Origin of the sequence: Mesorhizobium sp. L103C131B0, assembly GCF_000502275.1 — a bacterium.
Lineage (GTDB): Bacteria > Pseudomonadota > Alphaproteobacteria > Rhizobiales > Rhizobiaceae > Mesorhizobium.
Map to the genome: position 1 here is coordinate 1 of NZ_AYXC01000025.1, position 23,945 is coordinate 23,945.

Genomic DNA, 23,945 nt, shown 5'->3' on the forward strand with positions numbered 1-23,945 from the left:
CTTCTGTCTTGGTCATGGTGGCGTTCCTTCCAGGGAATCGGTGACGTTGAACATCACCAGCCTGCCATGACCGCCCCCTCTCAGCGAATTTGCAGAACTCTCAGCACACTACCTTGGCAGCCTCGCCGACGGCTCTTTCTTACAACGTTGAAGGTTGGCGAAAACAATGAAGCGCGCGATCTCCCCCCTCGTGGGGGAGATGGCCGGCAGGCCAGAGGGGGGCGCCGTAGGGCGCCGACCTTTATGTGGTAGCGTCAGGCCCCTGCCCGCTCCATGCCGAGCCTGGCGATGCGGCGCAGTTCGTCGATCGGGGTCAGGCCGCCCGAGCGCTCATAGTGCCAGAAGGTCCAGCCGTTGCAGGCGTCCAGGCCCTGCACTTCGGCGCCGATCTTGTGGATCGAGCCGGCGCTGTCACCGATGGCAACCGTGCCGTCGGCGCGTACCTTGGCCGACCAGCGCTTCTTGGCATCGTAAAGCGTGGCGCCGGGCTGCATAAGCCCGGTATCGATGAGGCTGACAAAGGCGACGCGCGGCTCGGCGCGCTTGCCGGTGAGCACGGTGAGATCGGCGCTTTCCAGCGGCCGCACGGCGTCGATGCGCTCATTGGCGGCGTCGATATAGGCCTGCTCGCGCTCGATGCCGACGAAATGGCGGCCAAGCCGCTTGGCCACGGCGCCGGTGGTGCCGGAGCCGAAGAACGGGTCGAGCACGATGTCGCCCGGCTTGGTCGAGGCCATCATGATGCGGGCGAGCAGCGCTTCCGGCTTCTGCGTCGGATGCAGCTTGTCGCCATTGTCGTTCTTCAGCCGCTCGCCGCCAGTGCAGATCGGGAACAGCCAGTCGGAGCGCATCTGGATGTCGTCGTTCGATGCCTTCATGGCTTCGTAGTTGAAGGTATAGGCCTTGCCCTTCTGGTCGCGCGAGGCCCAGATCATGGTCTCATGCGCGTTCTGGAAGCGGCGACCGCGGAAATTAGGCATTGGGTTGGTCTTGCGCCAGACGACATCGTTGAGAATCCAGAAGCCGAGATCCTGCATCTTGGCGCCGACGCGGAAGATGTTGTGGTAGGAGCCGATGACCCAGATGGTGCCATTCGGCTTCAGCACGCGGCGTGCCGCCAGGAGCCAGGCGCGGGTGAAGGCGTCATAGGCCTCGAAACTCTCGAACTGGTCCCAGTCATCGTCGACGGCGTCAACCTTGGACTGGTCGGGCCGGTGCAAATCGCCGTCGAGCTGCAGATTGTAAGGCGGATCGGCGAAGATGACGTCGATGGATTTTTCCGGCAGCCGGTCGAGCGCGGCGACACAATCGCCCTTGAGGATCGTGTCCAGCCACTCGGATTGCTGGGGGGCGTGGGAGAGGTCGGCGAGAAGACGCACGGCAGACATTTTTACACCCAAGGCACGCGTTACTGTTTACTCCCCGTTATGGTTACCGATCAGCGTAAATATTCGGTGAAGGACGCAACAGGCCAGGCAGCCCTGACGTCGTCAATTTGCGCAGCCCGGCCCGTTGGTGTATGTCGCGCCGCTTGAGCCTTGCCGGGCCTCCATCACCCTCCCTCGTTCGGATTGCCATGCCCCAGCCAGATCTTGTCATCTTCGATTGCGACGGCGTGCTCGTCGATTCCGAAATCATCGCAGCCCGCGTCGAGGCCGAATTGCTGACCTTGGCCGGATATGAAATCTCGGCCGAGGAATACGCCGAAACCTATGCCGGACTGACCTTCAAGGACATCATGATGCGGGTCGAGCAAAAATCCGCCATCCCGTTCCAGGCCTCGATGATCGACCGGGCCGAAGAGCTGGTCGACCGCAAACTGCGCAGCGACGTGCGCGCCATCGACGGCGTGCGCGAGGCGGTCGCCGCGGTCACCGCGCCGCGCTGCGTCTGCTCGAACTCACGCTTGGAGCGGATCGAGTTCATGCTCGAGAAAGTGGGCTTGCTGCCGTTCTTCGCCGGCCGGATTTTTTCAGCGCTGGAAATACCAAGCAAGAAAACCAAGCCCGCGCCGGATGTGTTCCTGATCGCGGCGCAGCAACTCAACGCCAATCCGGCAAACACCTTCGTCATCGAGGATTCGGTGCACGGCGTCACCGGCGCCAGGGCCGCTGGCATGCGCGTGATCGGCTTCACCGGCGCCGCGCACAGCTATCCCGGCCATGCCGATGTGCTGACCGAAGCCGGAGCCGAAACCGTCATCCGCCGCTGGGCCGAACTGAAAAGTGTGATTGCCGCTCTGTCGGAGTGGTCGGACGCCTGAACCGATCAGTCCTTGGCTTTGGCCGACCTGGCCGGTTTCTTCTTAGCCCTGTTGTAGGCAATCGCGGCGCGGACGAGCGCTTTCAGCGCATCCGCATCGATCTCGTCGCCCTCCGACACATCGATGGCGCGCCACACCTTGCCGTTGAGCCCGTTGTTGAACAGCCTGTCGGGATCCGGCAGGCTGGCGCCGTGAGAAAAGGTCAGCTTCACCTTGTCCTTGTGAGCGTTGCCGACGGCGATCATGCCGTCGCGCGACCATACCGGGCTGCCCATCCACTTCCACTCCTCGGTGATTTCCGGGTCGGCGTCGAGGATGGTATTGCGCAGGCTGGCCAACGTCTTGCCCCGCCAATCGTCCAGCTCCCGGATTCGGGCATCTATCCGCTCGGAGGCGGAGGCGCCTCCCTCGTCCTTGCTCGACATGCTGATCTTCATGGTCTGCCTCCGTTCACATCTTCTCGCCGGGCAATCGGCTGGCCTGCTTCACCCAGGAGGCGAAGCGGGCTTCGTCGATCTCTTCGCCTTCATGGATGTCGAGATAGCGCACTTCCTTTTGCCTGGAACGCCGGGAGGCACAGGATCGAGCGACGTGCCGCGAAAGAAGGCGACTTTGACGTATCTGGTGAAGCAATGCAGGCTGAGGAACCAACCGTCGCCCTCGATGCCATAGAACGGTGAGTTCCACTTCACCGCCTTGCAGACGCCGGGGACGGCGCTGACGATAAGTGCGTCGATCCGGCGCCCGACATCGCTTTTCCAGCCCGGCATGGCAGCAATATACGCCTGCACCGGAGCGTCCCCATAGGCCTTCGGGATCTGCGGGTTGCCGCCCGAAAGCAGGACCGGCTTTTCCGGCTTGTCTGGGGCCGGTTTTGCGACCTTCGATTTTCCCGGCGCCTTGGCCATGTCCTACCCTTGCGCGCCCTGCTCGCCACGCGATCTCGCGACGTAAGGCAGCACGAACATATAGAGGCCGCTGAACAGCAGCAGGAATAGCGGCAGCAGCGGCGAATAGACCACCCAGGCCGGAGGTTGCCCGAACGCCATGGTGATGAAATTGGCTGCCACGGTCAGCGTGAAGATGATCGACAGCCAACGATGGGTTTGACGTATCCATTTGCTCAAGTTCATTGCAACTTCCTCTTGAAACCAGCGCCTACCAACGCGCCAGTTGGGTGATCTGGATGAGATTGCCGCAGCTGTCGTTGAGCTGGGCGATGGTCGAGCCGGTCACTTCTGTCGGCGCCATGGCGAACGCACCGCCGCGTCCCTTGATGCGCTCGTAATCACCCTTGACGTCGTCGGTGAACAGCATGAGCGCGGGCTGCCCCTGCTTGAAGATGGCCTGCTGGTAGGCCTTGGCGGCCGGGTTGTCGTTGAGCGCCAGCTGTAGCTCGGCTCCCTCGGGCTCATCGGGTGAGATGACGGTCAGCCAACGAAAAGGCCCATTGCTGAAGTCGGCCTTCACAGCAAAGCCCAGCACGTCGGTGTAGAAGCGCAGTGCGTTATCCTGGTTGTCCACATAGACGCTGGTCAGCTTGATCTTCATCGATTTCCTCCTTTTTGCATTCGGTGCCCCGCGATCAGGGCATGGTACCGACAGGCTTCAATCCGGGTTCGCCAGAAGCTGCTCCAGCTTGGTGAGGAATTGCTGCCACCCGGCCATGGCTCCGCCATAGGCCTGCTTCTGGCTCGGATGGAAGCCCGACTGCTCGACGCGCAGATGGGTTCCCGAGCTCGTGGGTGTGAGCGTGAACGTCACCACGCTCTTCAGATTGTAGGCGGCATCCTCATGCGCAAAATCCCAGCTGTAGGACAGCGTCCTGTTTTGCTCGATGGCCAGCACCTCGCAGTCGAGCACGCCGCCCCAGTCGCCGCGAAGATTGAAACTGTGGCCGACGACAGGCTTGAAATCGTTCTTCATGAGCCAATCCTCCATCAGATGCGGCTGCGTCAACGCGCGCCAGATCTTCTCCGCCGGCCAGGATATTTCACGTTCGACGACGACGGTGCGCAGCTCGGGATTGCTCACTGGTCCATCCTTTTCAGCAGGTTCTCGAGATCATCGAAGCGGCTCTCCCAGAATCCTGTCATTTGAACTGTCCAGTCGGTCAGCGGACCAAGTGCCTCGGGCTGCGCGCTGTAGTGGGTCTGGCGTCCGGCGTGGCGGTCACGCACCAGGCCGGCCAGCTTCAGGACGCCGAGATGCTTCGACACCGCCGGTTGCGAGACCCCGGACTGCGCCGTCAGCGCCCCCACGGTCTGCTCACCCTGGCGGCACAAGCGCTCGAAGATGGCCCGCCGAGTCGGGTCGGCAAGCGTTCTGAACAAAGTATCGTGGGCGTCCGGCATCGGGATCAATAACCTGCGAGCTATTGATTGACGTATAACCGCCGGGATATGGATGAGTCAAGTGCGCTGGCGGAATGGATCGAGATTAAAGCGCAGACGCGACCTGCCGCAGGCGCACGCCTGCAGGATTACGATCGGATCGTTTGGATCTTTCAAAGAGTTGACCGGCACCGTCGCAGCAGCGACGGCGCCCAGGCGCTTAGTTCGTCGCGGGAGCGCGCTTCTTTTTCTTGCCGGACTTCTTGTCCGCCGCCGCCGGCGCGGTGTCGTCATAGCCGGCATAGACAGTGTAATCCCGGGCGGAGGGTTCGGGCACGACGACGTTGGGATCGGTGAACACGAATTGGGTGGCGGTCGAGGGATCGCTGACCTGGATCTGATAGGGGTGAATTTGCGAATAAAGCACGTCGGGGCCGTGCATGACGGCAATGCGGATCGGCATGGTGATGGTGCCGGGGGCGAACAGCGGTCCCGGCACGATCTTGCCGGCAACGCCAACCTTCATCGTCAACTGGCCGTTGGCACGGCTGCAATCGCGGCTCACATCGCTGATCGAGGCCTGGTAGATGATCTTGGCCGGATCCTTGTTCGGATCGACGATGGAGCCGTCAGGCGCCGTCTGCGCGGCGGCAGCGGCCTCGGCATCCTGTGCCGCATCAGCCTTTTTCTTTCTCGGCTGCGGCGCGCCCTTGGCGTAGGTATTGAAGTAGGCGGTGCCATCGCGCACCGTCACTTTCGGGCAGTAGGCCTGCAACTGGCTGGCGAGAACCTTGGGATCCTGCGGCGGTATTGGCGCATTCGGGTCGGTCTTCTTGCCGAAACCGAGATTGAGGATGCCATTGTCGCTCGATTGGCAACCGGCGGCGGCAAGCATAAAGCCGGTGAGCGCCAGACCCGCGACAAAGCGACGGTTGAACTTGTGAAACGCCATGAAACTGCACTTCCCTCTCGCAAAGTTGGTGACGTATAGCAACGCCACGGCAAAAATGCGACTGAGCCGGCTCGGAAAATTAACCAATTGCCGTGGATGAACCGGCGGCAGCAATGGACCTTGACGATGCGCTATGTGAGTACCCGCGGGGATGCACCCGTGCTTGGATTTGCCGACGCGGTGCTGGCGGGGCTGGCCCGCGACGGCGGGCTTTATGTGCCGCAGACATGGCCGCAGTTTTCGGCAGCCGAGATCCGCGCCATGCGCGGCCTGCCCTATGCGGACCTCGCCATCCGCGTGCTGACGCCGTTCCTCGGCGGCGAGATCGCCGCACCCGTCTTCGAGCGCCTGGTGCGAGAAGCCTATGCCACCTTCCGCCACCAGGCCGTCTGCCCGCTGGTGCAGACCGGCGCCAACACGTTCATCCTTGAACTCTTCCACGGTCCGACGCTGGCCTTCAAGGACGTTGCCATGCAGCTGCTTGCCCGGCTGATGGACCATGTACTGACTGAGCGCGGCCAGCGCGCAACCATCGTCGGCGCGACCTCGGGTGACACCGGCGGCGCCGCCATCGATGCCTTCGCCGGCCGCGACCGAACTGACATTTTCGTGATGTTTCCGCATGGCCGCGTCTCGCCGGTGCAGCAGCGGCAGATGACGACATCGACGGCCACCAACGTCCAGGCGCTGGCCATCGAAGGCAATTTCGACGATTGCCAGGGCCTGCTGAAGGATATGTTCAACGATCATGGTTTTCGTGATCGCGTGTCGCTGTCGGGCGTCAATTCGATCAACTGGGCCCGCATCATGGCCCAGATCGTCTATTATTTTTCCTCGGCGCTTTCGCTCGGCGCGCCGGACAGGCCGGTCTCCTTTACCGTGCCGACCGGCAATTTCGGCGATATTTTCGCCGGTTACGCCGCCAAGAAGATGGGCCTGCCGATCGAGCGGCTGATCGTCGCCACCAACGACAACGACATATTGGCGCGCACTTTCGCGACCGGTGAATACCGCACCAAGGGTGTGTTTGCGACGACGTCGCCATCGATGGACATCCAGGTATCGTCGAACTTCGAGCGACTGCTGTTCGAGGCCTGCGACCGTAACGCAGAGACGGTGCGGCGTTACATGGCCGGCCTCAAGCAATCCGGCGCCTTCACCATCGAGACCGCAGAAATCGACCGGATGCGGTCCGAATTCGACGCCGGACGCGCTGATATGGACGAGGTTGCCGCCACCATCCGTTCAACGCTCGAATCCAGCAATTATCTGCTCGATCCGCACACGGCCGCGGCCGTGCATGTCGCCGCCGGCAAGGCTGACGGTGCAGTGCCGATGGTGGTGCTGGGCACGGCGCACCCGGCCAAGTTCCCGGCCGCGGTCGAAGCCGCCTGCGGCGTGTCGCCGGCCCTGCCCGCATGGCTGGGGTCCTTGATGTCAGCCGACGAAAAGTACACGGTACTTCCATCCGACCTGAAAATGGTGGAAGATTACGTGAGCCGCCACTCAAGGGCAGCGCGTTAGGGAGTACTTGCCATATGGGTGTTGAGGTAAGCCGTCTGTCGAACGGCCTGACAGTCGCCACCGAAACCCTTCCAAGCCTCGAATCCGTTGCCCTTGGCGCCTGGGTCAAGTCCGGCGCCCGCAATGAGCGTGACGACGAGCACGGAATGGCCCATCTGCTCGAGCATATGGCCTTCAAGGGTACGAAAAGGCGGACGGCCTTCGAGATCGCCTCGGAAATCGAGGATGTCGGCGGCGAGATCAATGCCGCCACATCAGTCGAGACGACGTCCTATTACGCCAGGGTGCTGTCCGACGATGTGCCGCTGGCGGTGGATATCCTTGCCGATATCCTGCAGGAGTCCGAATTCGACCCAGAGGAACTGGAGCGCGAGCAGCATGTGATCCTGCAGGAGATCGGCGCCGCGCACGACACGCCCGACGACATCGTCTTCGACCGTTTCACCGAGACCGCCTTCCGCCACCAGACGATCGGCCGCTCGATCCTCGGCACGCCGGAAACCGTCAAATCCTTCACCTCCAAACAGCTGCATGATTTCATAGAGCGCCAGTATGGCGCCGAGAAGATGGTGATCGTGGCGGCAGGCGACATTAAGCACGACAATTTCGTGCGCGAGGTCGAAAAGCAGCTCGGCGGTTTCCGCAGCAAGTCCGACAGCACGATGCCGCAATATGCGCAGTATGTCGGCGGCGATTTCCGCGAGGATCGCGACCTGATGGACGCGCAGATCGTGCTCGGCTTCGAAGGCCGAGCCTATCATGTGCGCGATTTCTACGCTTCGCAGGTGCTGTCGATGATCCTCGGCGGCGGCATGTCGTCCCGGCTGTTCCAGGAGGTCCGCGAAAAGCGTGGCCTGTGCTATTCGGTCTATGCCTTCCACTGGGGTTTTTCCGATACCGGCATCTTCGGCGTTCATGCCGCGACCGGGCAGAGCGACATTGCCGAACTGGTGCCGGTCATTATCGACGAGCTGCAGAAGGCCGGCGAGAATATCCTTCAGGAAGAGCTCGACCGCGCCCGCGCGCAATATCGCGCCGGCCTGATCATGTCGGCTGAAAGCCCGGCCAGCCGCGCCTCGCAGATCGCCAGGCAGCTGCTTCTGTTCGGTCGGCCGATCGCCAAGGAGGAGTTGATGGAACGGCTGTCGGCGCTGACCGTCGAGCGGCTGACCGACCTTTCGTCCCGGCTGTTTTCGACCAAGCCGACGCTGACCGCGGTTGGACCGGTGGGTACGCTCGCGCCCTATGAGGCGATTCTCGATTCGCTTGCGGGCACGCACACCACGGCCCGCAAGCTCGCCGTCTAAGCCTTCAAGCGCCGGTGTTCGCGCTCCCTTTCTTTCGCCGTGACCTGCCGGCACTGAAAGGCGACCGGGTCATGCTGCGCGTGCCCTACACCAACGACTATCGCGAATGGTCAGCGGTGCGCGGCGAAAGCCGTGCCTTCCTCGAACCGTGGGAGCCGCGCTGGACGCCCGATGAACTCGACCGCACCGCCTGGCGGCTGCGCATCGGCCGCTACCGCGAAGACTATGCGCAGGGGACAGCCATCGCCTTCTTCATCTTCGAGAAGGCGAGCGGCAAGCTTGCCGGCGGCATTACGCTCGGCAATATCCGCCACGGCGTCTCGCAAAGCGGCCATGTCGGGTACTGGATCGGGGAGCGGTTTGGCGGCCGCGGCCTGATGACCGACGCGGTCAAGGTGGTCTGCCGCTTCGCCTTCGATACGCTGAGGTTGCACCGGATCGAAGCTGCCTGTATTCCCGACAATGTCCGGTCGATCCGCGTGCTTGAAAAAGCCGGATTCCGGCGCGAAGGACTTCTGCGATCCTACCTCAGGATCAACGGCATCTGGCAGGACCACTACCTCTACGCCCGGATCGCGGACGATCCGCCGGGCGCTGGAACGAAGGACTGATTTTTGACGAATTTCCTGCGAAACGGGTCGCTGTTGGCCTTTGTTCTGGCGGTTGTCGTCACGCTTTGCGCGGCGCTCCCGGCCTTCGCCGTCGAACCGATCAAGATTGCCCGCGACGATGTCGCGCTCGACCTGTCGCGCGCCGTCGAGATTTACCGCAACCAGGGCGAAAACTTCCAGGTGTCGACCGCACCCGGCCCCGATGGCATCGTCCGGCGCATCGAGGTCGAGGCCAATGACGCGCGCTCGAGCGGTGACTGGGCGGTGTTCGCGCTCGCCAACACCACCGACCAGCAGCTTGACCGGCTGATCGTGGCGCCGCATTTCAGGCTGGTGAATTCCGGCATCTTCTGGCCCGATCTCGGCGCCACCCGCATCGCCGCGATCACACCCAGCGAGGGCTTCGCGCTCGACCGCCAGTCAAGCTCCGACGCCGACGTGTTCCGGGTGACGCTGAACCCGGGAACGGTGATCACCTTCATCGCCGAACTCGCCTCGCCGAAGCTGCCGCAGGTCTATCTATGGGAGCCGGAAGCCTACAAGGACTCGGTCAATTCCTATACGCTGTTTCGCGGCATCGTCATCGGCATCGCCGGGCTGCTGGCGCTGTTCCTGACCATCCTTTTCGTCGTCAAGGGAACCTCGATGTTTCCGGCGACAGCCGCACTTGCGTGGGCGGTACTTGCCTATATCTGCGTCGATTTCGGCTTTCTGAACAAGATCATAGAGATATCGCCCGGCAACGAGCAGATGTGGCGGGCGGGAACGGAGGTGGCGCTTGCGGCGACCTTCGTGGTGTTCCTGTTCGCCTATCTCAACCTCAACCGGTGGCACGGGCATTTCAGCTATGGCGCGCTGGTCTGGATTCTCGGCCTGGTGCTGATCGCGGGTGTGGCCATCATCGATCCGGCCGTCGCCGCCGGTATTGCCCGGCTGTCCTTTGCCGCCACCGCGCTGACCGGGCTCGGCCTCATCATCCTGCTCGGTCTTCGTGGTTACGACCGTGCGATCATGCTGGTGCCCAGTTGGGTGATGGTGCTGCTATGGCTGTGCGGGTCGTGGATGGCGATCACCGGCATGCTCGACAACGACATCGCCCAGCCGGCATTGGGCGGCGGGCTGATCCTGATCATCCTTTTGATCGGCTTCACCGTCATGCAGCATGCCTTTGCCGGCGGCGCGCTGCATCAGGGCCTGTTCTCCGATCTCGAGCGCCAGGCGCTGGCCGTCGCCGGCTCCGGCGACACGGTGTGGGACTGGGACGTGCTGCGCGACCGCGTCGTCACCAAGCCCGACGTCAGCATCCAGCTTGGCCTGGCGCCCAACAGCCTGGGGGGTGCGGCCCGCAACTGGCTGCCGGTGCTGCATGCCGACGACCGCGACACGTTCCGCACCACCCTCGACGTGGTGCTCGAACATCGGCGCGGCCGGGTCTCGCAGAATTTCCGCCTGCGCGGCGCCGACGGGCACTACCACTGGTTCTTGCTTCGGGCGCGGCCGGTGATCGGCTCGGATGGCGAAGTGATTCGCTGCGTCGGCACCATGGTCGACGTTACCGAGCAGAAAAAGTCCGAGGAAAGGCTGCTGCACGATGCCGTTCACGACAATCTGACCGGCCTGCCCAACCGCGAACTTCTGATGAACCGGCTGGAAGCCATCATCTCGATCGCGCGCACCGAAGAGAAGGTGCGCCCCACCGTCTTCGTCATCGACATCGACCGTTTCAAGCAGGTCAATGACGGGCTTGGCATCTCGGCCGGCGACACCATCCTGCTCACCATTGCGCGCCGCTTGCACCGGCTGTTGAAACCTAAGGATTCGCTGTCGCGCTTTGCCGGTGACCAGTTCGCCCTGATGCTGCTCTCCGAACAGGAACCCTCCCGCATCGCGGCGGTGGCAGACGCCATCAAGCACGCCATCAACAACCCGATCACCTTCGCCAAGCGCGAGATCGTGCTGACTGCCTCGATCGGCCTGATCACCTGGACCTCGGCGCAGACTTCGGCAGAAGACATGGTCAAGGACGCCGAGCTTGCCATGCACCAGGCCAAGCGCTTCGGCGGCGACAGGATCGAGCCGTTCCGGCCGGCCTTCCGCACCGTCGGCACCGACCGGCTGCAATTCGAATCCGATCTGCGCCGCGCCATCGAGCGGCGCGAATTCACCCTTGCCTACCAGCCGATCGTGCGGCTGGAGGACGGCAGCATTGCCGGCTTCGAAGCGCTGCTGCGTTGGGACCATCCGCGCCGCGGCATGATCCCGCCGGGCGATTTCATCCCGGTCGCCGAAAGCTGTGGCCTGATCGTGCAGCTTGGGCTGTTTGCCATGCAGCAGGCGGCCGAAGATCTCGCCGGCTGGCAAAAGCAGATCGGCGACACCCCGCTGTCGGTGTCGGTCAATCTGTCCAGCCGCCAGCTGATCCGCCGCGACCTGGTCAGCGATGTCCGCTCGGTCATCGCCCGCGCCAATCTGAAGCCGCGCTGCTTCCGGCTCGAACTTACCGAATCGCTGGTCATGGACAATCCAGAGCAGACCTCGCATGTGCTGACCAAACTCAAGCAGCTCGGCATCGGCCTGTCGCTGGACGATTTCGGCACCGGCTATTCCTCGCTCGCCTATCTGACCCGCTTCCCCTTCGACACCATCAAGATCGACAAGAGCTTCGTCGACGACGCGACGCCGAAGCGGGCGGTGCTGCTCAAATCCATGGTCAACATGGCGCATGAACTCGGCCTGTCGGTGGTGGCCGAGGGCATTTCCGACGAAAGCGATGCGCTGGAATTGCGCCAGATGGGCTGCGAATATGTGCAAAGCTTCATGTTCGGCGCGCCGATGCCAGGCGACCAGGTGCTGAAGGCGTTGAAAGAACAGTACCCGATGACGCAGGCGTGATGGGTGAGGCATGCGTCGTGCAGGCGCGTGGTTACATTGGAATGAACCCCGAAAATTAGCTGAAGCGACCGCGCCTTCGTCATCCTAGGGCGAAGCAAGGAGCGCAGCGACGCGGCGCAGACCCTAGGATGACGAAAGTGGCGGGCGGCTTCGGCTAGTCGCGAAGGTTCGGCGGAACGTCGGCGAAGGCGAGGCTTCAGGCGTGCCCCGCGGCCAGGCTCAAATGCGCCAGATCAATCCCGATCGATGCCAGGATGCGGTCGTACTTCCGCTCGATGTCGGCGTCGAACAGCAGCTCCGGCGTGGCCGGACAGGTCAGCCAGCCATTCTCGGCGATCTCGGTTTCCAGCTGGCCGGCGCCCCAGCCGGAATAGCCGAGCGCCATCAACGCGCGCCGCGGGCCGCGGCCGGACGAGATGGCGCGCAATATGTCGACCGTCGCGGTCAGGCAGATATCGTCGGAGACGGTGAGCGAGGATTCCACCCGGTAGTCGCCCGAGTGCAGGACGAAGCCGCGGCTGCGGTCCACCGGGCCGCCATTGCGCACGACGAAGTCGCGGGCCTGCGCCGGCAGCCTGATCGCCTCCTGCTCGTTCATGATGCCGAGCTGCACCAGAAGATCGGGAAACAGCATCTGTTGCGTCTGGTTGATGATCAGGCCCATGGCGCCTTCATCGCTGTGCGCACAGATGTAGATGACCGAGCGCGTGAAGCGATCGTCCTTCATGCCGGGCATGGCAATCAGAAACTGGTCGTCAAGAAAGCCGCGTCCACCGGCCGTCTTTTTGTGGCGCAACAAGTCCATGGACGGGAGCGTAACGCGTTTCCGGGACGCCGAAAAGATGCGCCGCGTGGGATTCGGCCAAAGCCCGATGGTTGGAACAACGGATTCCTGGCTGTAAACTTTGCTCGGCCGATTGCTTGAACCCAACTGTTCCTTGCCCGAAGGTCACGCAAATATGATACGCAGAGCGCCATGAAAACATTGCGCGGCCATGAACTGACGATCAAATCAACGCCATGCAAAGCTTGAAAATCCTGCTGCTCGGCGCCGCCATCGGATGCGGAGTAGCCCTTCCCGCCGCCGCCTCGTCTTCCGACTGGTACAACAGCGAAGGCGGCAGGGTGCGGCTGGTGACATCAGGCAAGGCCGACGAGGCAGGCCGCATCCATGGCGTGCTCGACATCGCGCTCAAGCCCGGCTGGAAGACCTATTGGCGCGATCCGGGCGACGCCGGCGTGCCGCCGCAGATCGACGTTTCGGCCAGCACCAACATCACCGATGCGGCGTTTTCCTTCCCGCCGCCGCAGCGCCATGACGACGGCTACGGCAAATGGGCCGGCTACAACCATCCGGTCTCGCTGCCGGTGACATTCACTTTGTCGTCGCCTGGGGATGCGGCCGTCATCGATGCCGATATCTTTCTTGGCATCTGCGAGACGATCTGTATTCCGGTGCAGACGCGGCTGAGCGTCGATCCCGCCGCCGATCCCGACAATGCCGAGGATGCGGCGCTGGTGAAGGCTGCACTCGCCACCTTGCCCGCGCCTGCCAAGCCCGATTTCGGGATCAAGGTGCTGCCGGGCGACCATGAGACGCTGATCGTCGAGGCGACTTTTCCCGGCGATCCGGAGGCGGCGGATTTATTCGTCGCCGGGGGACGCGACTATATGTTCGGGGCGCCTGCGCGCAACGAGAAGGACGGCCGGCTTGTGTTTACCATTCCGATCCTCGACCGGCCGTCGACGACACCGACCGAAGGCGGGTTGTATTACACCCTGACAAGTGCCGAAGGCGCGGTCGAGGGCGTTCTGCCGTTTCCCTGATACCGAACCCGATCCAGGCTTTCCCTTGATCCAGGCCCTGTCGGCGGTTGCGGGAGATGCCCGATTTCGCTATCGCAAGAAACCTTCCCTGCTTTTCACACGAGGACCATCATGACGATTGCCGTTGGCGACAAACTGCCCGATGCGACCTTCAAGGAAATGACCGCCGACGGCGCCAAGGTGATCACCTCGGCCGAGATTTTTGCGGGCAAGAAAGTGGTGCTGTTCGGCGTTCCCGGCGCGTTCACGCCGACCTGCAGCAACAATCATCTGCCGGGCTATCTCGAGAACCACGATGCCATCCTGGCCCGCGGCGTCGACACCATCGCCGTCGTCTCCGTCAACGATGTCCATGTCATGGGCGCCTGGGCCAATTTCACCGGCGGTCAAGGCAAGATCCTCTATCTCGCCGACGGCAATGGCGACTTCGCCAGGTCGATCGGCCTCGACTCCGACTATTCCAGCGGCGGCATGGGATTGCGCTCGAAGCGCTTCTCGATGATCGTCGACAACGGCAAGGTCACGGCGCTCAATGTCGAGACCAAGCCAGGAGTCGACACATCGGGTGCCGCTCACATTCTGAGCCAGCTCTAAACCGCGGCGGCCGCGTCGGCTCATGAACGCCATGGCCTGACCACCACGCGCTTCCAGCCGGATTGCCTGCTTTGGGGGACATCGACGATGTTTGACATCATCTGGCGCAGCATTGCGATTGGCATCGGCGCCACGGTGCTGATGGATCTTTGGGCGCTGTTCCTGCATCTGGCGCTCAGCCAGCCGCGGCCGAACTGGGGGCCGCCCGGCCGCTGGGTCTGGCACCTTAGGGAAGGCAAGGTTTTCCACGACGATATCGCCCAAGCCGCACCCTATGGGCATGAGCAGGCGCTGGGCTGGGCTTTCCACTATGTCACCGGCATCGTCTACGGCTTCATCCTGGTGGCGCTGGTGGGCACGGCATGGCTGGACGCGCCGACCTTCCTGCCGGCCTTCATCCTCGGCATGGTCACCATCGGCGCCGGCTGGTTCCTGCTGGCGCCCGGCATGGGCGCCGGCTGGGCTGCGTCAAAGCGCCCCAACGCGATGCAGATCCGCGCCTTCAACGTGATCTCGCACACGGTGTTCGCGCTCGGCCTCTACGGCACGGCCCTGCTGATCCGCTGAGGACAGGTTCTATCCGCTGGTCGCCAGCGGCTTCATCGCGGCTACGGTATCGATGATCTCCTGACATCCGCTTTAGCGCGGCGCCAGACTGTCTATCGGCCGCCATCCGTGGACGACGCGGCGCGTGCCGACATCATAGGCGAAGTAATTGCCGCCGCCGGCCGGCTGATCCGCCGCGCGGCTGATTGCGCGGCCGCTGAGCGAGAGCAGCAAGAGCGTTCCGACGCCGCCATGGCCGACGAAGGCAATGTCGCCGCCGTCGGCAGCACCCAGCACCGTTTCGACCTCGCTGACAATGCGTTGCTGGGCGTCGATGGCCCGTTCCCAGCCGCGGATGCTTTTGTGCGGGTCGGCGAAGAACTGGTCGGCGACCACCTCGAACTCCGGCGGCGGCAGGAAGCCGGTTGCCGACCGATCGTTCTCATGCATGCGCTCCCTCACCTCGACCGCGAGGCCGAGGTGTTTGCCAAGGATCTCGGCGGTTTCGATCGCCTTGCGCTCGGCCGACGAGACGACACGGCGAATCGACCCGACCCATGGCTGATCGAGCATGGCTGATGCTGTCGCTCGTCCGATCTCGGACAGCCCCCAGTGCGGCACGGGAACGTTGGCATCGATCTGAACCTGGGGATGGGTGATGTAGTATACGATCGGCATGAGTGAGGTCTCCTGCCGATAGCTTGAGCTCAATAGCTCTGGGTCGAGCGCCGTGCCCGCGGCGCCGGCTGCTTCTCGGATGCCGCCGGCTTCAGCGCCATTTCGGCGCCGCAGGTTTGGCTGAGCCCCTCTTGAACGGCGCCATGCCTTCCCTTGCGAGTTCGTCGGCGCGTTCGTTCTCGGTGTGGCCGGCATGGCCCTTGACCCAGTTCCAGGTCACGTTGTGGCGCCGATTGGCCTCATCCAGCGCCTGCCACAGTTCACCGTTCTTGACCGGCTTCTTGTCGGCGGTCTTCCAGCCGTTTTTCTTCCAGCCGTGGATCCATTTGGAGATACCGTCCATGACATATTTGCTGTCGGTGTGAAGCTCGACGGCGCACGGCTCCTTCAGCGCATTCAGCGCCGAGATGGCGGCCAGCAGTTCCATACGGTTATTGGTCGTCTCGGCCTCGCCGCCCGACAATTCCTTGGTCTTGCCGTTGAAGCGCAGGATGGCGCCCCAGCCGCCGGGACCGGGATTGCCCGAGCAGGCACCGTCGGTGAAGATTTCGACCTGCTTGGTCATGTCAGTCCGTATTCCGAAGGCGACTTGATCGCGCGGTGGAAGCGCATGCGGCGGATATATTCGGTCGGATCGCGCTTCATGACCAGCCCGCCGTCGGGAACGGTCAGCCAGTCATAGAGCCGGGTCAGCATAAAGCGCAGCGCCGAGCCACGCGAAAGCATCGGCAGCGCTGCTTTCTCGCCCTCGCTCAAAGGCCGCACGCTCTGATAGCCGGCCAGCAGCGCCGTGCCTTTGGTCAGGTTGAAGGAGAAATCCTTCTCGAAACACCAGGCGTTGAGACAGGTGGCGACGTCATAGGCGTAGAGGTCGTGGCAGGCGAAATAGAAGTCGATGAGGCCGGACAGTTTCTCGCCGAGGAAGAAGACATTGTCGGGAAACAGATCGGCATGGATGATGCCTGCCGGCAGGCCCTGCGGCCAATGGCGTTCGAAATCCGCGAAATCCGCGTCGACCTCGGCCGCCAGTCCCGGCTCGACCTCGTCGGCTCGGTCGCGCGAGGCATTCCAGAGTTTGCGCCAGCCCTCGATGGCCAGTGCGTTGTTACGCGTCATCGCAAAATCCTGCCCGGCCAAATGCAGTGCGGCGAGGGACTTGCCGACCTCCGCGCAATGCGCCGCTGTCGGCCGCCGCAGCGACAGGCCTTCGAGGAAGGTGATGATGACCGCGGGACGGCCGGCCAGCGTGCCGATGACGGTGCCGTCATGCGCGGTCACCGGCAGCGGACAGGAAATGCCTTTGCGGGCGAGATGGCCCATCAGGCCGAGGAAGAACGGCAGGTCGGCCTTGTCGACGCGCTTCTCGTAGAGCGTCAGTATGTAAGAGCCGCTTGAGGTGTGCAGCAGGAAATTCGAATTCTCCGTGCCTTCGGCGATACCCTTGTAGGACAAGAGTTCGCCGACCGGATATGCCCTCAGGAACGCGCCGAGTTCGCCCTCATTGACGTCGGTGTAGACCGCCATGGGCTGTTTCACACGGCTCCGTTGACGAAGGCCATGTCGGCCCGCGTCAGTTCGACATCGCGCAGAACCCGCATGACTGGAAAATCCTCCGTTTCGGTGGCGGTGATCGCCAGGTCGATGGTCACCTCGAAGCGCTGGCGGAAGGCATCGATGATCTCGTCGACGATGATCTCCGGCGCCGACGCGCCGGCAGACAGGCCGAGCGTCGAGATGTTTGTGATGTCATTCCACGGAATTTCGGCGGCGCGCTGTACGAGAAGCGACATGGTGGCGCCGGCGCGCTCCGCCACTTCGACAAGACGGCGCGAATTGGAGGAATTGGGCGCACCGACGATCAGATAGAGATCGGCGCCGGCGGCGGTTTCCTTGACCGCTTCCTGGCGGTTGGTGGTGGCGTAGCAGATCGATTCGGCGGCCGGTGCATGCAGTTGCGGGAAGCGCTCCTGCAGCACCCGCAATATGCCGGCAGTGTCTTCGACCGACAACGTTGTCTGGCTTACGAAGCCGAGCGCTTCCGGGTCGGCGGGGGCAAAGGTCCCAGCGTCGGCTTCGGTCTCGATCAGCGTGACGGCGCCTTCCGTCAGCTGGCCCATGGTGCCGATCACTTCGGGATGGCCGGCATGGCCGATCAAAAGCACATGGCGGCCGAGCCGCTGATGGCGCATCGCCTGCTTGTGCACCTTGGACACCAGCGGGCAGGTGGCGTCGAGATAGAAGAGCTCGCGTGCCTTGGCGTCGGCCGGCACCGATTTCGGCACGCCGTGGGCCGAGAAGACAACCGGCGACTTGCGGTGCTCGGCCGGGATTTCCGAGAGTTCCTCGATGAAAACCGCGCCAAGGCTTTGCAGGCCTTCGACGACATAGCGGTTGTGAACGATCTCGTGGCGGACATAAACCGGCGCGCCGTATTTCTTCAACGCCAGCACGACAATCTGGATCGCGCGGTCGACGCCGGCGCAAAAGCCGCGCGGCTGGCAGAGCCGGATCGTCAGCGGTGGTTTTGTGGCGGTCTGCAGCATGATTCCAGATCGGTTGATCGTATCGTGACGCGAAATGAGGTGTGCACCCCTGCCCTGTCAAGGGCAGTTGAGATCAGGTTGAATGGTCAACCTGATCCAACTCTTTGTTGGAGCATGATCTTGTCCGAAAAACCGGTTCCCAGTTTTCGGGATCATGCTCTGGATCATTCAGTCTTTGCCGGACGGCGCAGCCTGACGATCAGAACCGCGGCAAGAGCCGCCGCCAGGCCAAACCAGGTGAAGGCATATTGCAGATGAGAGTTCGGCAGGTCGATGATGGTGACGCCGCCGACCGGCAGCCCGCCCGGGTTCGGCGTCTTGTCGGCGTCGATGAAGATCGGCACCAGCACGGCACGCGCCGGCAGGCCGGCACTCGCCGCCATGGCATCGCGGTCCTTCCAATAGAAGATGTTCTTGGCCACGTCATTGTCGGGCAGCATCATCGACGGCTTGGCCGGCAGCGGGTTGCGCGCCAGGCCGGTGACCGTGACCTTGCCGGTCACCTGCCCTTGCGGGCGCTTGGCGGCATCCTTGACATCATAGGGAACGAAGCCGCGGTTGATCAGGACATAGCGGCCATCGTCGAGGGCCAGCGGGGTATAGACGTTGAAGCCGGCGTCGCCGTCCCATGTGGCGTAGAAATGCCGCTCGCCGGAGTGCAGGAACGTCCCGCTGACGGTGACCGGCGTGTAGTCGACATCACCGGTGGCGGCGAATTCCTTCTCGACGTCCGCCAGCGGCTGCGGCGCTGAATGGGTGCGCTGGTCGATGGTCTGCAGAAGGGCTTCCTTCCAGTACAGGCGCTGCACCTGCCATGTGCCAAGCCCGAGCAGGATGACGAACACCACCAGGCCGAGGCCGAGCAGCAATGCCGTCTTCGGCCGCGAGCGGCCGGCGGGCTTGGTCAGCGCCTCGCTCATTGCCCCTGGTCCAGGCGGCCTTCGGCCGCCTTGTTGGCGTATTGAAGGGTCAGCAGCACCCCCTTGATCAACCTCAGCGCCGTCAGGCACAGTCCCACGGCCAGCGGTATCCAGATGATGAAATGCAGCCAGAGCGGCGGGCTCAGCGTGACCTCCACCCACAGCGCCAGCCCCACGACGATGAAGCCGATGATCAGGATGACGAACACCGCCGGGCCGTCGCCGGCATCGGCGTAGGAATAGTCGAGGCCGCAATTGTTGCAGCGCTTGCCGACGGTGAGGAAGCCGGAAAACAGCCGTCCTTCGCCGCAGCGCGGGCAGCGTCCGTGCAGGCCGGCCGAGATCGGCTCGATGGGTGGCCAGATCGCCCTATCTTCACTCATGGATAGTCATGCTTTACGGCTCGATTTCGATCAGCGTTCCATCCGGCACCATAGTCCAGATTTGGTCCATGTCGCAGTCGGTAACCTCGGTCCAGTCGACCAATTGAAGCAGCCAGCCCGACCAGCCGAATCCGTTGGCCATTGATGGGCGCCGAAAAGACGAAAGGCGACCGCGTTGCCGCGACCGCCCTTCTGATTTGTCGGTTCGGTGAAAGCCGTCAGTGGCCTTCGATCACCGCGCCGACCGATCCCCAGACGTAGATCGATGCGAACAGGAACAGCCAGACCACGTCGACGAAGTGCCAGTACCAAGCAGCCGCCTCGAAGCCGAAATGCTGCTTGGGCGTGAAGTCGCCTTTCCAGGCGCGGATCAGGCAGACCAGCAGGAAGATGGTGCCGATGATGACGTGGAAGCCATGGAAGCCGGTCGCCATGAAGAAGGTGGCGCCGTAGATGGAATCCTTGAAGCCGAACGGAGCGTGCATGTACTCGTAGGCCTGCACCATGGTGAACAGCATGCCGAGGCCGACGGTCAGCACCAGGCCGTTGATCAGGCCCTTGCGGTCGCCATGGATGAGCGAATGGTGCGCCCATGTCACCGTGGTGCCCGACAGAAGCAGGATGATGGTGTTGTAGAGCGGCAGATGGAAGGGATCGAGGACTTCGAGACCCTTCGGCGGCCAGACGCCACCAGTGAAAGCGGTGCGGGCGTAATTCTGCACTTCGCTCGGAAACAGGCTGGCATCGAAATAGGCCCAGAACCAGGCAACGAAGAACATCACTTCCGAAGCGATGAACATGATCATGCCGTAGCGCAGATGCAGCGACACGACGCGCGTGTGGTGGCCCTCATGCGCTTCCTTGATGGTGTCCGACCACCAGGCAAACATCGTGTAGAGGACGATGACCAGGCCGATGAAGAACAGCCATGGATTGGCGATGTTGTGGCCGAAAATCGGAAAATCGCCGTTCTTGAGATACTGCATCAGGGCGACGCCGCCGACTGCAGTCACCAGCGCGCCGATCGACCCCAGGAAGGGCCACGGGCTCGGGTTGACGAGATGGTAGTCGTGTTGTGGTTTTGCGTGCGCGTCTGCCATATCAACCCCCGAGATTTGCTTCGGTATCTGAAACTTTGCTGCTGCTGTTCGGCGTCGATGACGCCACCGGCTTGTTCTTTTGGACCGGGAACATCGTGTAGGACAGGGTGATCGTCTTCAAGTCCTTCAGTTCCGGCACGTTGACGATATCGGGATCCACATAGAACACGACCGGCATGTCCAGCGTCTCGCCGGGCTTCAGCGTCGTGTCGGTGAAGCAGAAACACTCGACCTTGTTGAAGTAGGGGCCCGCCAGTTCCGGCTGCACGTTGAAGGTGGCGCGGCCGGTAACGGCGCGGTCGAACTTATTGGTGGCGCTGTAATGCGCCTGCGTGGTCTCGCCGATCTTGATGGTGACCGAACGGGCGACCGGCTGGAACTGCCAGGGAATGCCGTTGGTGTTGGCGTCGAAGCGCACGGTGATGTCGCGGTCGAGGATGCGGCCGGCATATTGCTTTTCGGCGCGCTGCGTCGTGCCGCCATAGCCGGTGGCCTGGCAGAACATCTTGTAGAGCGGCACCGCGGCGTAGGCCATGCCGATCATGCCGCCGAAGAAGGCGACGCAGACGGCGGCGACGACGCGGTTGGTGTTCTTCTTCCTGGGATCGGTCACGGTCTGGCGGGTCATCATCGGCCTCATCCGGTATGGCCGAATTTCACGATGGTCGCGACGTAGAAGATGACGACCAGAATCGCCAGCGCGACGCCGATCGCCGCCGAACGGTTGCGCCGCGCCTTCTTCTGGCTTTCGGTCAGCGTGACCAGTTCAAGCTTCTTGTCGATCATGGTCATGCTCCACCGATGGCCAAAGCGCGACCGACGACACAGTCGGCAAGATAGATGGCGAAGATGGCGAAGAGGTAGAGCAGCGAATAGGCGAACAGAGCCTTGGCCGGCTTCATGACGCGGTCGCTATCGGTCATGCACAGCACTTTCCAGGCATACCAGACGAAGCCGGCGCCGAGAGCGACTGACGCGACGCCATAGAAGGCGGTGGCGAAACCGAGCACCCAGGGCAGCACGCCGATCGGCGCCAGGATCAGGGCGTAGGCAAAGATCTGCCGGCGGGTCGAGGCCTGGCCGGCAACGTTCGGCATCATCGGGATGCCGGCCTTGGCGTAGTCGTCGGACTTGAACAGCGCCAGCGCCCAGAAGTGCGGCGGCGTCCACAGGAAGATGATCAGGAACAGGACGAGGCTTTCCAGGCTCACCGTTCCGGTCACCGCGGCCCAGCCGATGACCGGCGGGATGGCGCCGGCGGCGCCGCCGATGACGATATTCTGCGGCGTCGAGCGCTTCAGCCACATCGTGTAGACGACGGCGTAGAAGAAGATGGTGAAGGCAAGCAGCGCCGCCGACAGCCAGTTGACCAGCACGCCCAGCGTCATCACCGACAGCACCGAAAGCACAAGGCCGAAGCTCAGGGCTTCGCCGGGCAGGATACGGCCGGACGGTACCGGGCGGCCGGCGGTCCGGCTCATCACCGCGTCGATGTCGGCGTCGTACCACATGTTGAGCGCACCCGAGGCGCCGGCGCCGATGGCAATGGCCAGGATGGCGATCACCGCCAGCAGCGGGTTGATGGTCACGGGCGCAGCGACCATGCCGACAAAGGCCGTGAACACCACCAGCGACATGACGCGCGGCTTCAGCAGGGCGAAGAAATCGCCCGACGTGGCTTCCGACATGCGAAAGCCCGCTTCGTCAATCATTGGGTCGTCGACAAGGGCCATGCGTACATAAGTCCAATCATTCCGTTGGCCGAAAACCGCCGGCGGGCCGGCGGTTTCGTATTCGGGCTGCCTTACTTGATCTTCGGCAGCTGTTCCCACTGGTGGAAAGGCGGCGGCGAAGGCAGCTGCCATTCGAGCGTCGTTGCACCCTCGCCCCACGGGTTGGCGCCGGCGACGCGCTTCTTCTGGAAGGCCTCGAACACGCCATAGAGGAAGATCACCACGCCGACGGCCGATATATAGGAGCCGTAGGACGACACCATGTTCCAGCCGGCGAACGCGTCGGGATAATCGATGGTGCGGCGCGGCATGCCGGCGAGGCCGAGGAAATGCTGCGGGAAGAAGATCAAATTGACGCCGACGAAGGTGACCCAGAAGTGGGTGTTGGCGATCACCGGCGAGTACATGTAGCCGGTCATCTTGGGGAACCAGTAGTACCAGCCGGCGAAGATGGCGAAGACCGCACCCAGCGACAGCACATAGTGGAAGTGGGCAATGACGAAATAGGTGTCATGCAGCGAGCGGTCGAGGCCGGCGTTGGCGAGCTGGACGCCGGTGACGCCGCCGACCGTGAACAGGAAGATGAAGCCCAGCGCCCACAGCATCGGCGTCTTGAACGAGATCGAGCCGCCCCACATCGTCGCGATCCAGGAGAAGATCTTCACGCCTGTCGGTACGGCGATGACCATGGTGGCGAAGACGAAGTAGCGCTGCGTGTCGAGCGACAGGCCGGTCGTGTACATGTGGTGCGCCCAGACGATGAAGCCGACGGCGCCGATCGCGACCATGGCGTAGGCCATGCCGAGATAGCCGAACACCGGCTTCTTCGAGAAGGTCGAGACGATGTGGCTGATGATGCCGAAGCCCGGCAGGATCAGGATGTACACTTCGGGGTGACCAAAGAACCAGAACAGATGCTGGAACAGGATCGGATCGCCGCCGCCATCCGGGGCGAAGAAGGTGGTGCCGAAATTGCGGTCGGTAAGCAGCATGGTGATGCCACCGGCCAGAACCGGAAGCGACAAGAGCAGCAGGAAGGCGGTGATCAGAACCGACCAGGCAAATAGCGGCATTTTGTGCAGCGTCATGCCCGGCGCGCGCATGTTGAAAATGGTGGTGATGAAGTTGATGGCGCCGAGGATCGAGGACGCGCCGGCAATGTGGATCGACAGGATCGCCAGATCCATGGCCGGCCCGGGCTGGCCGGAGGTCGACAGCGGCGGATAGAGCGTCCAGCCGCCGCCAACGCCATAGGCGCCGGGCGCGCTCGGCATGAAAGCCGAAGCGATGAGCAGCAGGAAGGCCGGCGGCAGCAGCCAGAACGAGATGTTGTTCATGCGCGGGAAGGCCATGTCAGGCGCGCCGATCATGATCGGCACCATCCAGTTGGCGAAGCCGCCGATCAGCGCCGGCATGACCATGAAGAAGATCATGATCAGCGCGTGCGCGGTGCCGAAGGCGTTGTACATGCTCTTGCCGCCGTCGATGGCGGCATCGCCGTTCATGCCATAGACCATCTGCGCCAGACCGGTGAAGATCTGGATGCCCGGCTCCTGCAGCTCCATGCGGATGACGACCGAAAGCGCGCCGCCGACGATGCCCGCGAAGATCGCGAAGATCAGGTAGAGCGTGCCGATGTCCTTGTGGTTGGTGGAGTACACCCACCGGACCCAGCCATGATAGGGCTTGTGGTCGTGGTCGTCGTGAGCTGCAGCTTCTGCCATGGTCGGCTCCGTTCC

Annotated in this window: 28 protein-coding genes and 1 pseudogene; 8 read left to right on the forward strand and 21 right to left on the reverse strand. The window is 62.9% G+C overall.

Translation table 11 applies throughout. The features are described 5' to 3' along the window. Window positions 1–254 precede the first annotated feature (254 nt). Window positions 255–1,388 carry a site-specific DNA-methyltransferase gene (locus X730_RS138360; RefSeq protein WP_023709860.1) on the reverse strand — a complete coding sequence of 378 codons (1,134 nt, stop codon included), beginning with the start codon at window positions 1,386–1,388 and terminating at the stop codon, window positions 255–257. A 188-nt stretch (window positions 1,389–1,576) separates the two neighbouring features. Between X730_RS138360 and X730_RS138355 the strand changes: the two genes are divergently transcribed. Continuing rightward, entirely contained in the window at window positions 1,577–2,263 is a 687-nt protein-coding gene (locus X730_RS138355; protein ID WP_023698533.1) for an HAD family hydrolase, read from the forward strand. 5 nt (window positions 2,264–2,268) lie between these two features. On the opposite strand, the gene X730_RS138350 is transcribed toward X730_RS138355, so the two are convergent. The 7 genes and pseudogenes from X730_RS138350 to X730_RS138325 all read right to left on the reverse strand — a co-directional run bounded on the left by X730_RS138350 (window position 2,269) and on the right by X730_RS138325 (window position 5,548). Continuing rightward, window positions 2,269–2,700: a DUF1801 domain-containing protein gene (locus X730_RS138350; protein WP_023716122.1), complete on the reverse strand. Its 432-nt coding sequence runs from the start codon at window positions 2,698–2,700 to the stop codon at window positions 2,269–2,271. A gap of 13 nt (window positions 2,701–2,713) precedes the next feature. Beyond that, window positions 2,714–3,171 (reverse strand): annotated as a pseudogene (locus tag X730_RS03070) (DUF1801 domain-containing protein). A gap of 3 nt (window positions 3,172–3,174) precedes the next feature. Continuing rightward, entirely contained in the window at window positions 3,175–3,396 is a 222-nt protein-coding gene (locus X730_RS138345) for a hypothetical protein (RefSeq protein ID WP_023668396.1), read from the reverse strand. 25 nt (window positions 3,397–3,421) lie between these two features. Beyond that, on the reverse strand, window positions 3,422–3,814 hold the full coding sequence (locus X730_RS138340) for a VOC family protein (protein ID WP_023668397.1): 393 nt from the start codon (window positions 3,812–3,814) through the stop codon (window positions 3,422–3,424). A 57-nt stretch (window positions 3,815–3,871) separates the two neighbouring features. Then, complete coding sequence (locus X730_RS138335; RefSeq protein ID WP_023827459.1) at window positions 3,872–4,297, reverse strand: SRPBCC domain-containing protein; 426 nt, start codon at window positions 4,295–4,297, stop codon at window positions 3,872–3,874. Next, the gene (locus X730_RS138330) at window positions 4,294–4,617 is read right to left on the reverse strand and encodes a metalloregulator ArsR/SmtB family transcription factor (RefSeq protein ID WP_023687160.1); all 324 of its coding nucleotides are present in this window, start codon (window positions 4,615–4,617) and stop codon (window positions 4,294–4,296) included. The genes X730_RS138335 and X730_RS138330 overlap by 4 nt, the downstream gene beginning before the upstream one ends. Before the next feature lie 199 nt (window positions 4,618–4,816). Beyond that, window positions 4,817–5,548 (reverse strand): hypothetical protein, encoded by a 732-nt coding sequence (locus tag X730_RS138325; RefSeq protein WP_023668400.1) that lies wholly within the window; start codon window positions 5,546–5,548, stop codon window positions 4,817–4,819. 126 nt (window positions 5,549–5,674) lie between these two features. On the opposite strand from X730_RS138325, the gene thrC reads away from it, so the two are divergent. The 4 genes from thrC to X730_RS138305 are packed head-to-tail and all read left to right on the forward strand — an operon-like array spanning window position 5,675 to window position 11,882. Beyond that, window positions 5,675–7,072: a threonine synthase gene (gene thrC / locus X730_RS138320; protein WP_023709657.1), complete on the forward strand. Its 1,398-nt coding sequence runs from the start codon at window positions 5,675–5,677 to the stop codon at window positions 7,070–7,072. Between the two features lie 14 nt (window positions 7,073–7,086). Beyond that, window positions 7,087–8,379 carry a pitrilysin family protein gene (locus X730_RS138315; protein WP_023668402.1) on the forward strand — a complete coding sequence of 431 codons (1,293 nt, stop codon included), beginning with the start codon at window positions 7,087–7,089 and terminating at the stop codon, window positions 8,377–8,379. Between the two features lie 14 nt (window positions 8,380–8,393). Next, window positions 8,394–8,990, forward strand: coding sequence for a GNAT family protein (locus X730_RS138310; protein WP_023668403.1), 597 nt, complete (start codon window positions 8,394–8,396; stop codon window positions 8,988–8,990). Window positions 8,991–8,993: 3 nt separating this feature from the next. Then, on the forward strand, window positions 8,994–11,882 hold the full coding sequence (locus X730_RS138305) for an EAL domain-containing protein (protein WP_023754851.1): 2,889 nt from the start codon (window positions 8,994–8,996) through the stop codon (window positions 11,880–11,882). 196 nt (window positions 11,883–12,078) lie between these two features. On the opposite strand, the gene X730_RS138300 is transcribed toward X730_RS138305, so the two are convergent. After that, window positions 12,079–12,687, reverse strand: a complete 609-nt coding sequence (locus tag X730_RS138300) for a YqgE/AlgH family protein (protein WP_023668405.1) — start codon at window positions 12,685–12,687, stop codon at window positions 12,079–12,081. 215 nt (window positions 12,688–12,902) lie between these two features. Between X730_RS138300 and X730_RS138295 the strand changes: the two genes are divergently transcribed. The 3 genes from X730_RS138295 to X730_RS138285 all read left to right on the forward strand — a co-directional run bounded on the left by X730_RS138295 (window position 12,903) and on the right by X730_RS138285 (window position 14,870). Further along, on the forward strand, window positions 12,903–13,709 hold the full coding sequence (locus tag X730_RS138295; RefSeq protein ID WP_023827461.1) for a protein-disulfide reductase DsbD domain-containing protein: 807 nt from the start codon (window positions 12,903–12,905) through the stop codon (window positions 13,707–13,709). Window positions 13,710–13,820: 111 nt separating this feature from the next. Next, window positions 13,821–14,303, forward strand: a complete 483-nt coding sequence (locus tag X730_RS138290; protein ID WP_023698522.1) for a peroxiredoxin — start codon at window positions 13,821–13,823, stop codon at window positions 14,301–14,303. Between the two features lie 87 nt (window positions 14,304–14,390). Then, a complete protein-coding gene (locus tag X730_RS138285) occupies window positions 14,391–14,870 on the forward strand; it encodes a DUF2938 domain-containing protein (protein WP_023827462.1) in 480 nt (159 codons plus the stop codon). 72 nt (window positions 14,871–14,942) lie between these two features. Here X730_RS138285 and X730_RS138280 read toward each other — a convergent pair whose 3' ends face one another. From X730_RS138280 to ctaD, 12 genes are all read right to left on the reverse strand, one after another. Continuing rightward, window positions 14,943–15,527, reverse strand: coding sequence for a histidine phosphatase family protein (locus X730_RS138280; RefSeq protein ID WP_023827463.1), 585 nt, complete (start codon window positions 15,525–15,527; stop codon window positions 14,943–14,945). A 91-nt stretch (window positions 15,528–15,618) separates the two neighbouring features. After that, window positions 15,619–16,092: a ribonuclease HI gene (gene rnhA / locus X730_RS138275; RefSeq protein WP_023827464.1), complete on the reverse strand. Its 474-nt coding sequence runs from the start codon at window positions 16,090–16,092 to the stop codon at window positions 15,619–15,621. Continuing rightward, window positions 16,089–17,051, reverse strand: coding sequence for a homoserine kinase (locus tag X730_RS138270; protein ID WP_023827465.1), 963 nt, complete (start codon window positions 17,049–17,051; stop codon window positions 16,089–16,091). The genes rnhA and X730_RS138270 overlap by 4 nt, the downstream gene beginning before the upstream one ends. An 8-nt stretch (window positions 17,052–17,059) precedes the next feature. After that, window positions 17,060–18,070: a 4-hydroxy-3-methylbut-2-enyl diphosphate reductase gene (gene ispH, locus X730_RS138265; protein WP_023827466.1), complete on the reverse strand. Its 1,011-nt coding sequence runs from the start codon at window positions 18,068–18,070 to the stop codon at window positions 17,060–17,062. Window positions 18,071–18,234: 164 nt separating this feature from the next. Continuing rightward, window positions 18,235–18,990 (reverse strand): SURF1 family protein, encoded by a 756-nt coding sequence (locus tag X730_RS138260; RefSeq protein WP_023827467.1) that lies wholly within the window; start codon window positions 18,988–18,990, stop codon window positions 18,235–18,237. Next, entirely contained in the window at window positions 18,987–19,373 is a 387-nt protein-coding gene (locus tag X730_RS138255) for a DUF983 domain-containing protein (protein ID WP_023685423.1), read from the reverse strand. The genes X730_RS138260 and X730_RS138255 overlap by 4 nt, the downstream gene beginning before the upstream one ends. A 13-nt stretch (window positions 19,374–19,386) precedes the next feature. Then, window positions 19,387–19,515 (reverse strand): hypothetical protein, encoded by a 129-nt coding sequence (locus X730_RS1000000169135; protein ID WP_023827468.1) that lies wholly within the window; start codon window positions 19,513–19,515, stop codon window positions 19,387–19,389. A 76-nt stretch (window positions 19,516–19,591) separates the two neighbouring features. Continuing rightward, window positions 19,592–20,473 (reverse strand): cytochrome c oxidase subunit 3, encoded by an 882-nt coding sequence (locus X730_RS138250; protein ID WP_023668416.1) that lies wholly within the window; start codon window positions 20,471–20,473, stop codon window positions 19,592–19,594. Window position 20,474: 1 nt separating this feature from the next. After that, entirely contained in the window at window positions 20,475–21,101 is a 627-nt protein-coding gene (locus X730_RS138245; protein ID WP_023727487.1) for a cytochrome c oxidase assembly protein, read from the reverse strand. A gap of 8 nt (window positions 21,102–21,109) precedes the next feature. Further along, window positions 21,110–21,259 carry a hypothetical protein gene (locus X730_RS138240; protein WP_023698516.1) on the reverse strand — a complete coding sequence of 50 codons (150 nt, stop codon included), beginning with the start codon at window positions 21,257–21,259 and terminating at the stop codon, window positions 21,110–21,112. Window positions 21,260–21,261: 2 nt separating this feature from the next. Further along, window positions 21,262–22,206, reverse strand: coding sequence for a heme o synthase (locus tag X730_RS138235; RefSeq protein ID WP_023827469.1), 945 nt, complete (start codon window positions 22,204–22,206; stop codon window positions 21,262–21,264). A 71-nt stretch (window positions 22,207–22,277) separates the two neighbouring features. Further along, complete coding sequence (gene ctaD / locus X730_RS138230) at window positions 22,278–23,930, reverse strand: cytochrome c oxidase subunit I (RefSeq protein ID WP_023668420.1); 1,653 nt, start codon at window positions 23,928–23,930, stop codon at window positions 22,278–22,280. Window positions 23,931–23,945 lie beyond the last annotated feature (15 nt).

Bases quoted from the DNA above. Each gene is read 5' to 3' on its own strand.
- X730_RS138325 (WP_023668400.1), bottom strand. From the start codon at position 5,548: ATGGCGTTTCACAAGTTCAACCGTCGCTTTGTCGCGGGTCTGGCGCTC.
- thrC (WP_023709657.1), top strand. From the start codon at position 5,675: ATGCGCTATGTGAGTACCCGCGGGGATGCACCCGTGCTTGGATTTGCC.
- X730_RS138355 (WP_023698533.1), top strand. From the start codon at position 1,577: ATGCCCCAGCCAGATCTTGTCATCTTCGATTGCGACGGCGTGCTCGTC.
- X730_RS138360 (WP_023709860.1), bottom strand. From the start codon at position 1,388: ATGTCTGCCGTGCGTCTTCTCGCCGACCTCTCCCACGCCCCCCAGCAA.
- X730_RS138345 (WP_023668396.1), bottom strand. From the start codon at position 3,396: ATGAACTTGAGCAAATGGATACGTCAAACCCATCGTTGGCTGTCGATC.
- X730_RS1000000169135 (WP_023827468.1), bottom strand. From the start codon at position 19,515: ATGGCCAACGGATTCGGCTGGTCGGGCTGGCTGCTTCAATTGGTCGAC.
- X730_RS138350 (WP_023716122.1), bottom strand. From the start codon at position 2,700: ATGAAGATCAGCATGTCGAGCAAGGACGAGGGAGGCGCCTCCGCCTCC.
- X730_RS138240 (WP_023698516.1), bottom strand. From the start codon at position 21,259: ATGATCGACAAGAAGCTTGAACTGGTCACGCTGACCGAAAGCCAGAAG.
- X730_RS138270 (WP_023827465.1), bottom strand. From the start codon at position 17,051: ATGGCGGTCTACACCGACGTCAATGAGGGCGAACTCGGCGCGTTCCTG.
- X730_RS138245 (WP_023727487.1), bottom strand. From the start codon at position 21,101: ATGACCCGCCAGACCGTGACCGATCCCAGGAAGAAGAACACCAACCGC.
- X730_RS138295 (WP_023827461.1), top strand. From the start codon at position 12,903: ATGCAAAGCTTGAAAATCCTGCTGCTCGGCGCCGCCATCGGATGCGGA.
- X730_RS138260 (WP_023827467.1), bottom strand. From the start codon at position 18,990: ATGAGCGAGGCGCTGACCAAGCCCGCCGGCCGCTCGCGGCCGAAGACG.
- rnhA (WP_023827464.1), bottom strand. From the start codon at position 16,092: ATGACCAAGCAGGTCGAAATCTTCACCGACGGTGCCTGCTCGGGCAAT.
- X730_RS138235 (WP_023827469.1), bottom strand. From the start codon at position 22,206: ATGGCCCTTGTCGACGACCCAATGATTGACGAAGCGGGCTTTCGCATG.
- X730_RS138315 (WP_023668402.1), top strand. From the start codon at position 7,087: ATGGGTGTTGAGGTAAGCCGTCTGTCGAACGGCCTGACAGTCGCCACC.
- X730_RS138290 (WP_023698522.1), top strand. From the start codon at position 13,821: ATGACGATTGCCGTTGGCGACAAACTGCCCGATGCGACCTTCAAGGAA.
- X730_RS138300 (WP_023668405.1), bottom strand. From the start codon at position 12,687: ATGGACTTGTTGCGCCACAAAAAGACGGCCGGTGGACGCGGCTTTCTT.
- X730_RS138280 (WP_023827463.1), bottom strand. From the start codon at position 15,527: ATGCCGATCGTATACTACATCACCCATCCCCAGGTTCAGATCGATGCC.
- ctaD (WP_023668420.1), bottom strand. From the start codon at position 23,930: ATGGCAGAAGCTGCAGCTCACGACGACCACGACCACAAGCCCTATCAT.
- X730_RS138250 (WP_023668416.1), bottom strand. From the start codon at position 20,473: ATGGCAGACGCGCACGCAAAACCACAACACGACTACCATCTCGTCAAC.
- X730_RS138255 (WP_023685423.1), bottom strand. From the start codon at position 19,373: ATGAGTGAAGATAGGGCGATCTGGCCACCCATCGAGCCGATCTCGGCC.
- ispH (WP_023827466.1), bottom strand. From the start codon at position 18,070: ATGCTGCAGACCGCCACAAAACCACCGCTGACGATCCGGCTCTGCCAG.
- X730_RS138285 (WP_023827462.1), top strand. From the start codon at position 14,391: ATGTTTGACATCATCTGGCGCAGCATTGCGATTGGCATCGGCGCCACG.
- X730_RS138340 (WP_023668397.1), bottom strand. From the start codon at position 3,814: ATGAAGATCAAGCTGACCAGCGTCTATGTGGACAACCAGGATAACGCA.
- X730_RS138330 (WP_023687160.1), bottom strand. From the start codon at position 4,617: ATGCCGGACGCCCACGATACTTTGTTCAGAACGCTTGCCGACCCGACT.